The 10,138-nt window shown below is 64.8% G+C and carries 7 protein-coding genes, 1 pseudogene and 1 CRISPR repeat array; of the genes and pseudogenes, 3 read left to right on the forward strand and 5 right to left on the reverse strand.

Annotated features, from left to right (window positions below):
* A complete protein-coding gene (locus tag WAZ62_RS18680) occupies nucleotides 1-462 on the reverse strand; it encodes a low molecular weight protein-tyrosine-phosphatase (protein WP_422645048.1) in 462 nt (153 codons plus the stop codon).
* A gap of 286 nt (nucleotides 463-748) precedes the next feature.
* Here WAZ62_RS18680 and cas9 point away from each other — a divergent pair, with 286 nt between their 5' ends.
* Genes cas9 through cas2 form a run of 3 tightly spaced genes read left to right on the forward strand, consistent with a single transcriptional unit; the run spans nucleotide 749 to nucleotide 5,199 of the window.
* Nucleotides 749-3,937 carry a type II CRISPR RNA-guided endonuclease Cas9 gene (cas9, locus tag WAZ62_RS18685; RefSeq protein ID WP_422645049.1) on the forward strand — a complete coding sequence of 1,063 codons (3,189 nt, stop codon included), beginning with the start codon at nucleotides 749-751 and terminating at the stop codon, nucleotides 3,935-3,937.
* Nucleotides 3,918-4,826: a type II CRISPR-associated endonuclease Cas1 gene (gene cas1 / locus WAZ62_RS18690; RefSeq protein WP_422645050.1), complete on the forward strand. Its 909-nt coding sequence runs from the start codon at nucleotides 3,918-3,920 to the stop codon at nucleotides 4,824-4,826. Before cas9 ends, cas1 begins: the two co-directional genes overlap by 20 nt.
* Nucleotides 4,819-5,199 carry a CRISPR-associated endonuclease Cas2 gene (gene cas2, locus WAZ62_RS18695; protein WP_422645051.1) on the forward strand — a complete coding sequence of 127 codons (381 nt, stop codon included), beginning with the start codon at nucleotides 4,819-4,821 and terminating at the stop codon, nucleotides 5,197-5,199. Before cas1 ends, cas2 begins: the two co-directional genes overlap by 8 nt.
* 75 nt (nucleotides 5,200-5,274) lie before the next feature.
* Nucleotides 5,275-8,282: a CRISPR direct-repeat array (repeat unit 36 nt; unit sequence AGTTTAGCGGTCTGGTGACTGGGGGCCAACCGCAAC).
* An 82-nt stretch (nucleotides 8,283-8,364) separates the two neighbouring features.
* On the opposite strand, the gene WAZ62_RS18700 is transcribed toward cas2, so the two are convergent.
* The 4 genes and pseudogenes from WAZ62_RS18700 to WAZ62_RS18715 form a co-directional block, all read right to left on the reverse strand.
* The gene (locus WAZ62_RS18700) at nucleotides 8,365-8,733 is read right to left on the reverse strand and encodes a tRNA-binding protein (RefSeq protein ID WP_422645052.1); all 369 of its coding nucleotides are present in this window, start codon (nucleotides 8,731-8,733) and stop codon (nucleotides 8,365-8,367) included.
* 78 nt (nucleotides 8,734-8,811) lie between these two features.
* Entirely contained in the window at nucleotides 8,812-9,249 is a 438-nt protein-coding gene (locus WAZ62_RS18705; RefSeq protein WP_422645053.1) for a phasin family protein, read from the reverse strand.
* 115 nt (nucleotides 9,250-9,364) lie between these two features.
* Nucleotides 9,365-9,811: a phasin family protein gene (locus WAZ62_RS18710; protein ID WP_422645054.1), complete on the reverse strand. Its 447-nt coding sequence runs from the start codon at nucleotides 9,809-9,811 to the stop codon at nucleotides 9,365-9,367.
* A 32-nt stretch (nucleotides 9,812-9,843) separates the two neighbouring features.
* A pseudogene (locus WAZ62_RS18715) lies at nucleotides 9,844-10,138 on the reverse strand (hypothetical protein); the annotation flags it as partial.

Here is a 10,138-nt window from a genome sequence, read left to right on the forward strand (position 1 = left end):
TCAGCCGCCCCCGATCAGGCGCAGGAGGCCCGCCGCCCCGGCGCTGACCTCGGCCCAGGCGATCTCGAAATCGCGCTCGTCGCCATAATAGGGATCGGCCACCGCCTGCCCCTGCCGCCCCGGCACATGATCGAGCAGCAGGGACAGAAGCGCTCCCCCGGCCGCCGGACGCAACCGCCGCAAGGCGGCGAGATTGTCGTGGTCGAGGGCGACGACATGATCGAAGCGGCTGAAATCGTCGGGCGCGACCTGCCGCCCGCGCAAGCCCCCGATCTCGACGCCATGACGCCGGGCCACCGTCTGCGCCCGCCGATCCGGCGGCTCGCCGACATGCCAGCCCCCGGTGCCGGCGGAATCGACCGTCACCGACACCCCGCCCCGCGCCGCCAGATGGCGCAAGGCCCCCTCGGCCAGCGGCGAGCGACAGATATTGCCGAGACAGACGAAAAGCACGGATGGCACGAGGCGGGCTCCCCTGATGGCGCACGCCCGGCATAACGGCCCGGCCGGCCCCGATCAAGCACGGAAGTCATGCCCCGAAAACAAGAAGGGGACAGGCCGCAGCCCGTCCCCATTTGGTGCCTGTTCGGCTTGTTAACGGAAGGCCCCCAGTCACCAGACCGCTAAGGAATATCAGGTGTTTGGCCAACCATTAATCGACAGTGGCTCGAGTTTTCCACTTTGACCTGTGGCTGTCAACGGGCACGCTGAGGGCACGGAAACAAGAACGACAACCGGAAGACGACTCATGAGCGCTGCCCGTCCCTACCGCCTCGGTCTCGATCTCGGCTCCAATTCCATCGGCTGGTTCGTGGTCTGGCTCGACGCCGTGGGCGAGCCGGTGGAACTCGGTCCCGGCGGTATCCGCATTTTCCCCGACGGGCGGGACGAGCGTTCCCGGGAATCGAATGCCATGGCGCGGCGCCTGGCGCGGGGGATGCGGCGGCGGCGCGACCGTTTCGTGCGCAGGCGAAGCCGGCTGATGGCGGCGCTGATCGAGAGCGGCCTGATGCCGGCGGAGGAAGCGGCGCGGAAGGCGCTGGAAACCCTCGACCCTTACGCGCTGCGGGCGGCGGCGCTGGATCGGCCCCTGCCCCTCGGCCAGATCGGCCGGGCGATTTTCCATCTCGATCAGCGGCGGGGGTTCCAGTCCAACCGCAAGTCCGACAAGGGCGATGGCGAATCCGGTCTGATCAAACAGGCGGCGGGCCGCCTGCGCGAGGCGATGACGGAAGCTGGCGCCCCCAGCCTCGGCCATTATCTGGCGGAGCGGAAAGCCGCGCGAATGCCGGTTCGCACCCGAATGCAGGGCAGCGGCGCCAAGGCGTCCTATGATTTCTATCCGATGCGCGACATGGTCGAGGCGGAATTCGAGGCGATCTGGGCCGCGCAAGCGCCCCATCACCCGGAAATGACCGCGGCCGTCCACGACCGGCTGCACCGGCTGATCTTCTTCCAGCGCCCGCTGAAGGCGGTGCCGGCGGGCAAATGCAGCCTGTCGCCCGCCGTCGACAAGGATGACACGGAAGGCTTCCGCTGCCCGCGCGCCCACCCGCTGGCCCAGCGTTTCCGCATCTGGCAGGAGGTGCGGAACCTGCGCGTGCAGATCGCCGGCCAAGCCGACCGCGCCTTGACCATCGAGGAAGGCGACCGCGTCGCCGACGCCCTGATCGGCGCCAAAGAATTGTCCTTCAACAAGATGCGCGCCCTGCTGAAACTGCCGGGCGACAGCCGCTTCAATCTGGAAAGCGAGAAGCGCGACAAGCTGAAAGGCGACGAGACGGCGGCGCGCCTGTCCAGCCGCAAGCTCTTTCACAAGGCCTGGCGCGCATTTCCCCTGGAGCGGCAGATCGAAATCGTCACCCGCCTTCTCGAGGAGGAAGACGAAAGCCGCCTGATCGACTGGCTGCGGAGCGAGACCGGCGTCGACAAGGACGTGGCGGAGAAGATCGCCGGCACGATGCTGCCCGACGGTTACTCCCGTCTCGGCCTTCGCGCGATCAAGGCGATCCTGCCCGAGATGGAAAAAGGTCTGCCCTATGACAAGGCCTGCATCGCTGGCCTCGGCACCGCCCATTCGCCCCGCCCGACCGGGGAGCAACTGGACCGCCTGCCCTATTACGGTGAATGGCTGCACAACGAGGTGATGGGCAGCGGCGAGCCGAAGGACCCGCCGGAAAAGCGCTTCGGCCGCCTGCCCAATCCGACGGTCCATATCGGCCTTGGCCAGTTGCGCCGCCTCGTCAACGCGCTGATCGAGCGGTTCGGCCCGCCTGCGGAAGTCGTCGTCGAGATGACGCGGGAATTCCGCTACTCCCCCCAGAAGCTGAAGGAGATCGAGAAGGAGCAAGCGCAGAACCAGTGGCGCAACGATCTGCGCCGCGAGCAGTTGATGAAACTGGGCCAGGCGGTGAACCACCGCAATCTGCTGAAGCTGCGCCTGTGGGAAGAGTTGAATTTCAAGGACGCGGCCGACCGCCACTGCCCCTTCAGCGGCGAACGGATTTCGGTCGAGACGCTGCTATCCGACGCGGTGGAGATCGAACATCTGATCCCCTTCCAGCTGTGTTTCGACGACAGTCCGGCCAACAAGACCGTGGTCATGCGCTATGCCAATCGCCACAAGGGCCGGAAGACGCCCCATCAGGCTTTCGGCAACAGCCCCACGATCGAGGGCAAGTCTTACCTCTGGTCGGACATCGTTGCCCGCGCCGCGCTTCTGCCCCGCAACAAGCGCTGGCGCTTCGCCCCCGACGCGCTGGCGCAGGCGGACCGGGAGGGCGGTTTCCTTAACCGGCAATTGAACGAGACCGGCTGGCTCGCCCGCATGGCCAAGGATTACATGGGCGCCGTCTGCGATCCCAACAAGGTCTGGGTCATCCCCGGGCGGTTGACCGCGCTGATCCGGGCGAAATGGGGGCTGAATTTTTCCGATGCCAAGGACCGCAACGACCATCGCCATCACGGCATCGACGCGCTGGTCGCCGCCCTGACCAGCCGCGGCCTGCTGCAAGCCATGGCCTCGGCCTTCGACGAGGAGCGGGACAGGATCATCGTGCCCGAGCCCTGGCCCGGGTTCCGCGATCAGGTCCTGCGCTGGCGGGACACGGTCACCATCTCGCACAGGCCGGAACATGGCACCGGCGGCCGCCTGCACGAGGACACGGCCTATGGCCTGGTGCGCGATCCGGCGGCGGAGGAGGGCAGGAACCTCGTCTACCGCAAGAGTTTCACCAGCCTGACCGAGAAGGAAATCGGCAATATCCGCGACCGGCGCCTGCGCGACATGGTGGCGGAATATTGGGCGACGGCGAAACCATCGGGCATCAAGCTCGATCAGGCCCTGCAGGATTTTGCGGCCGAAGTGCGGGAGCGCAATCCGCATGTCCGGGACGGCATCCGCCATGTCCGCCTGCTGAAACCCGAGAAGGCGGATTATCTGGTGCCGATCAAGGGACCGGATGGCGTGCCCTACAAGGCCTATGCCGCGGGCGAGAATGCCTTCATCGACATCCTGGAGACGGCGGACGGCCGCTGGATCGGCGAGGTGACGACGGTCTTCGCCGCCAACAGCCCCGGCCATCGGCAGGCCTGGCGCGACGATCCCGGGCTTCGCTTCGTCATGCGGGTGTTCAAGGGCGACTTGCTGCGCCTCGAGCGCGACGGGCGGGACGAGATCATGGTCGTGCGCCGGCTTGAGCCCTCCGCCAGTCGATTGCGCCTGTGCGGCCACACGGACGCCGGCAAGCTGACAGAGCGCCACGACGATCCCGATGATCCGTTCCGCTGGCTCATGGCCTCCTACAGCACCCTGAAGAGCCTGAACGCCGAGCGGGTCCGGGTGGACGAATTGGGCACGATCTGGCGCATCCCGCCCGAAGAAGGCCTGCGCCACATCCTGAATCGGGAAAAGCGCGATGATCGGCCGGGTCGTTGAGATCGCGACGGATGGCCGTTTCCTCGCCCTCGACCGGGGGTTCCTGACCGTATCGGAAAAGGGCGAGGAAGTGGGCCGCGTGCCACTGGACAGTATCGCGGCGGTGGTCGCCAACGCCCATGGCCTCGGCTTCACCAATAATATCCTCGTGGAGCTGTCGCGGCGGGGTATTCCGGTCGTGCTATGCGGGGCCAATCACCGGCCAGAGGCGATCGTCTGGCCGGTGGAGGGGCATCACCAGCAAGCGGGCCGCATCGCCGACCAGATCGCCGCTGCCCTGCCCCTGAAGAAACGCCTGTGGGCCCAGGTGGTGAAGGCCAAGATCCTGGCGCAAGGCGCCAGCCTCGCCGCCGTCGGCGCCCGTCACGGCGGCTTCCAATTGCTGGCGGCCAAGGTGCGCAGCGGCGATCCCGACAATGTCGAGGCCGAGGCCGCCCGGCGCTACTGGCCACTGCTGATGGGGCCCGAGTTCCGCCGCGACCGCGACGCCGAAGGCGCCAATGCCCTGCTCAACTATGGCTATGCCGTGCTGCGGGCCGGCGTTGCCCGGGCGGTGATGGCGGGTGGCCTGCATCCCTCCCTCGGGTTGATGCACGCCAACCGGGGCAACGCCATGGTTCTCGTTGACGATCTGATGGAGCCGTTCCGCCCCGTGGTGGATATCGAGGTCTGGCGCCTGCTACGCGCCGGCACGATTCAGGTGGACCGGGAGGCCAAGGCGGCCCTCGCCCGGGTCATGGTGCTGGACCTGCCAACCAGCGAGGGGACCAGCCCGGTGATGACCTGCGCCGAAAGACTGGTCAATTCCGTCGCCAAGGCCTTCGCCGGCGAGGGCGACCGCCTCGCCCTGCCCCTGCCCCGCCTGCCGCTGGAGGGATGGGGTGAATGACGCCGGCCCGCCCCCGCAGCCGACTCCCCCTGCGGCGGTACCGAGCGCGCTCAGCGGCTATCGCATCATGTGGCTGATCGTGCTTTTCGACCTGCCGGTGATGACCAGGCCCGAGCGCAAGGCCGCCACCGGCTTTCGCCACGCCCTGCTCGACCTCGGTTTCGAGATGAGCCAATATTCGGTTTACCTGCGCTTTGCCGCCGGCAAGGAACAGGCCGATGCCCTGTGCCGCCAGATCGAAGCCGCCATGCCCCGCAGCGGCAAGGTCCATGTCGTGCAGATCACCGACCGCCAATATGAAATGATCAGGACCTACCGAGGAAAGAAACGTGAACCTAGTCCGAAAAACCCCGGCCAACTCACCCTGTTCTGACCCTGATTCGCGCCGCGCCCATACCCGGCCCAGCACGAAAAAAGGCCTTGTTTCCAAGGCCTTGATCCGTAGTCCAGTTTAGCGGTCTGGTGACTGGGGGCCAACCGCAACTCTTTGTATCGCATCGCCTCGATGGCGGCGAGTTTAGCGGTCTGGTGACTGGGGGCCAACCGCAACCATCCAACGCGCCGGCCAATCTCGTTGACAAGTTTAGCGGTCTGGTGACTGGGGGCCAACCGCAACAAATGAAACCACAGCAGCATTTCGGCGTGCAGTTTAGCGGTCTGGTGACTGGGGGCCAACCGCAACCGGAGTAGTATCCGCCGTTTGGCCGACTTTAGTTTAGCGGTCTGGTGACTGGGGGCCAACCGCAACCTGCCGTGATCACGATCGTCGCGAACGGCAAGTTTAGCGGTCTGGTGACTGGGGGCCAACCGCAACGCTGTAGCGCGTGGTATGGGTCGAATTGCGAGTTTAGCGGTCTGGTGACTGGGGGCCAACCGCAACTTAGCCGCCGCGTCGATTGCTTCCGCCAATAGTTTAGCGGTCTGGTGACTGGGGGCCAACCGCAACGACCGCGACAAGCGTCCGTGTAACCTATGAAGTTTAGCGGTCTGGTGACTGGGGGCCAACCGCAACACTGGATGGTCGAACCTTGCAAGCAACCTTGAGTTTAGCGGTCTGGTGACTGGGGGCCAACCGCAACCAAGCGGCTTTCATGTCCGCATTCAAACTCAGTTTAGCGGTCTGGTGACTGGGGGCCAACCGCAACGTTATCATAGACCTAATTATAACAGCCTTAAGTTTAGCGGTCTGGTGACTGGGGGCCAACCGCAACATAAGCGATCACTATCTCGCGTCTTCGGCCAGTTTAGCGGTCTGGTGACTGGGGGCCAACCGCAACATCACCCAGGCAGTGGCACGCTTCGCGATTTAGTTTAGCGGTCTGGTGACTGGGGGCCAACCGCAACGCACGCGCTCGTCTTCCGTCAACGCCTCGGAGTTTAGCGGTCTGGTGACTGGGGGCCAACCGCAACGCATCGTGTTCCATTATCGCGGCCCGTTCTAGTTTAGCGGTCTGGTGACTGGGGGCCAACCGCAACGTTCCGATCTTGACGCCGGCCACGGCCCCGAGTTTAGCGGTCTGGTGACTGGGGGCCAACCGCAACGCCGCCAATGAGTTCTTGAAGGGCGCCACGAGTTTAGCGGTCTGGTGACTGGGGGCCAACCGCAACCGGGAGATTGACCGTGAAGTGGATCGCCTGAGTTTAGCGGTCTGGTGACTGGGGGCCAACCGCAACGCCACCAGCCCGCAAGCCCGCGAGACCTTGAGTTTAGCGGTCTGGTGACTGGGGGCCAACCGCAACACATGCGGCGGGCGATCTCATCCCGATCCTAGTTTAGCGGTCTGGTGACTGGGGGCCAACCGCAACCTTGACTGCCTTCTGAACAGCTTCGGAGAGAGTTTAGCGGTCTGGTGACTGGGGGCCAACCGCAACGACGGAAGCCCCCTGTCCACCTCGGCGATGAGTTTAGCGGTCTGGTGACTGGGGGCCAACCGCAACGGCGGCCTCTTCGCCCTCGTCTTCATCGGCAGTTTAGCGGTCTGGTGACTGGGGGCCAACCGCAACACCGCCGCCAAGCTGATGGACGATGAAACAAGTTTAGCGGTCTGGTGACTGGGGGCCAACCGCAACATAATAGTGAGCGACGGCCAGCGCCGCAGCAGTTTAGCGGTCTGGTGACTGGGGGCCAACCGCAACGTCATCGTGCCGCTTTACGATCAGGACCAAAGTTTAGCGGTCTGGTGACTGGGGGCCAACCGCAACACTTCGGCGCAATTCCTCAAGGGCGCGACCAGTTTAGCGGTCTGGTGACTGGGGGCCAACCGCAACCAAGACGCGCATGGGCGCAGAATGGGTTCGAGTTTAGCGGTCTGGTGACTGGGGGCCAACCGCAACGATCTTGCCGCCAAGGCATGGCGCCGGCCGAGTTTAGCGGTCTGGTGACTGGGGGCCAACCGCAACTCGGCCGGACAGCACGCCATTGCCGTTTGCAGTTTAGCGGTCTGGTGACTGGGGGCCAACCGCAACCAGTATTGCAGCAAGCCGGCCTCCGCCGCGAGTTTAGCGGTCTGGTGACTGGGGGCCAACCGCAACCGTCTCGCCGACGAAGCGCAGGCCGGACCGAGTTTAGCGGTCTGGTGACTGGGGGCCAACCGCAACCGCGGCTTCGGTCATTCGGGCCTCGTCGGCAGTTTAGCGGTCTGGTGACTGGGGGCCAACCGCAACCTGGTTCAGCACTTCCGCGACGGTGCCTTCAGTTTAGCGGTCTGGTGACTGGGGGCCAACCGCAACTGGTGGCGCTTGAGCGATCGTTTCGGGCGAAGTTTAGCGGTCTGGTGACTGGGGGCCAACCGCAACACTGGACGTTGTCGGCGATCACCTTCGCCCAGTTTAGCGGTCTGGTGACTGGGGGCCAACCGCAACTTGACGCAGAGCGGGTGAGACTTCAGATATAGTTTAGCGGTCTGGTGACTGGGGGCCAACCGCAACTCGCCGAAACACATGACGTCACTGGCCGGCAGTTTAGCGGTCTGGTGACTGGGGGCCAACCGCAACGACACGAAGCGCCGGGGCACGACCTTCCGCAGTTTAGCGGTCTGGTGACTGGGGGCCAACCGCAACCTTCTGAACCTCTGGATGAGGGCTTGGCATAGTTTAGCGGTCTGGTGACTGGGGGCCAACCGCAACGCGATCTCGCCATGGTCGTAGTTGTCAAGCAGTTTAGCGGTCTGGTGACTGGGGGCCAACCGCAACGGGGAAGCTGATGGAATTCGGCGTCTCGCCAGTTTAGCGGTCTGGTGACTGGGGGCCAACCGCAACTGATTCCGCCTCCCAAGCAGAATCCGCTATAGTTTAGCGGTCTGGTGACTGAGGGCCAACCGCAACACGGGGAGCCGCACGCTCGCCTTCGGCACGAGTTTAGCGGTCTGGTGACTGGGGGCCAACCGCAACGGCCAGCAACGCGCCCGTATTCGGACCAAGAGTTTAGCGGTCTGGTGACTGGGGGCCAACCGCAACGATCAAGCTCGTGACGTCTTCGAGCGCCGAAGTTCAACGGTCTGGGAACCGGGAACCAACCGCCCTGCCCCAATCCCTGCCGTCAGAACAGGCGGCCGCCGTTGGGTACGTCGCGTTCGGGGGTGACGAGGACGACGGCGCCGTTTTCGTCGGGCAGGCCGAGGACGAGGACTTCCGAGATGAAGGGGCCGATCTGGCGCGGCGGGAAATTCACGACGCCGAGCACCTTGCGGCCGATCAGATCTTCAGGCGCGTAGTGCACCGTGATCTGGGCCGATGAGCGGCGAAGGCCGATCGCCGGGCCGAAATCGACCGTGAGTTTCCAGGCGGGTTTGCGGGCGGCGGGAAAGGCCTCGGCAGCGACGATGGTACCGGCCCGAATATCGAGCTTCAGGAAATCGTCGAATGTGGCGAGTGCGGTGGCGGCGGCCAAGGGGTCATCCGCAGGCATGACAGGATAGTCTCCGTGACGCTGGGGGCGTGACGCGATATGCGGGGCGCGGGCGACCCGGGGCCGCCCGCGCGCGCCTTACTTGTCGCCCTTGGCCTTGGCGGTCAGGGACTTCAGTTCCTCGATCGAATCCGCGACGCGCTTCTGAATGACGTCGAAGGCTTCGGAATTGGCCTTGGAGGTCATTTCCGCCAACTCGCGCATGTTGCCCAGCGCGGCCTCGAACGCCTTCTTCAGGACCTCGGGCGCCACCTTGGCATCGGACGGATTGCCCGACATCACGTTGCGCAGCACGCTCGCCGCCTCGGTCATGGTCTCGCGCATGATCTCGACCTGGCGCTTGGCCACCGCCTGGAAGCCCTCGAAGGCGATGCGGTTGGCCTGGGTCAGCGCCTCGATGTTCTTGCGCGAGGACGCGACGATGGAATCGAGATCCACGTTGGGCAGCTTCAGATCGCCCGCGAATTTCTTCACGTCGAAATTGAAGAACGGGAATTCAGGCTTCTCGGAGGCCATAACGAATCCTTTCGTCGGGGGCGGCTATGCCGGAGTGACGGGGGGAGGAGACCAGAGTGTATCCGCTGCCGCGCCGCAACTGCAAAAAAATCGACGGCACCGCACAATTATACAATTAGTCCTTCTTTTCCCGCATGGCCTTGAGCTCGGTCAATGTCGCCTTCATGCGATCGTTGATCAGCGCCAGCGCGTCGCCATTGGCCTTGGAGGCGGCTTCGGCCAGATCCTTCATGTTCTGGACCGCCATGTTGAGGGCCATCCGGGCGATTTCGGTCGATGACGGGCCATCGCCCGACGATTCCTCGCCGCCCTTCTTCGCCTCGCGCTTGGCCTTGATCGCGGACTGCGCCATGTCCATCGTGTTCTGGAAGATCTCGACCTGGCGGCGGGCGAGGCTGGTGTAGCCATCGGTCACCGAACGCTGGGCGGCGATCAGGGCATCCATGTTGCGGCGGTTGGTTTCGATCAACTGGCCGACATCGACGGTGGGCAGACGGAAACTGCCGAGGAGTTTGCCGACATCGAGGCCGAGCAGGCTGGGGTTGGTCTTATCGTCGCTCATCGGCATCCATCCTCCGTTTGTCCCCCGAGTCGTCAGGGTTTCTTCTTAACTATAGCCGAGCTCCATGTCCCGTCGATTGCGGAACTGCGCTGGAACAGCCCGGACGGGAGACGGCGCATCAGGGCATCGGCCCGCTTCACCTGACGGTCGAGGGCGGCCATGGTCCGCGCCAGATCCGCGCCTTCGTCGGCGAGGAACACCGGCACGACGGCGAGAAAGATCGCGGCGAGCCCGCCCTGGACCAGAAACCCGCCCGCCCCCGGCCGGTCGAGCCGCGCCGCCCTCGCCATCCAGTCCATCGATCGCAGGAAGACCGGCAGCCGGGAC

Source organism: Zavarzinia sp. (assembly GCF_049306435.1).
Taxonomy (GTDB): Bacteria; Pseudomonadota; Alphaproteobacteria; order Zavarziniales; family Zavarziniaceae; genus Zavarzinia.

What these genes read in the sequence shown, in the direction of transcription:
- cas9 (WP_422645049.1), top strand. Translation starts at nt 749, where the DNA reads ATGAGCGCTGCCCGTCCCTACCGCCTCGGTCTCGATCTCGGCTCCAAT.
- WAZ62_RS18710 (WP_422645054.1), bottom strand. Translation starts at nt 9,811, where the DNA reads ATGAGCGACGATAAGACCAACCCCAGCCTGCTCGGCCTCGATGTCGGC.
- WAZ62_RS18705 (WP_422645053.1), bottom strand. Translation starts at nt 9,249, where the DNA reads ATGGCCTCCGAGAAGCCTGAATTCCCGTTCTTCAATTTCGACGTGAAG.
- WAZ62_RS18700 (WP_422645052.1), bottom strand. Translation starts at nt 8,733, where the DNA reads ATGCCTGCGGATGACCCCTTGGCCGCCGCCACCGCACTCGCCACATTC.
- cas1 (WP_422645050.1), top strand. Translation starts at nt 3,918, where the DNA reads ATGATCGGCCGGGTCGTTGAGATCGCGACGGATGGCCGTTTCCTCGCC.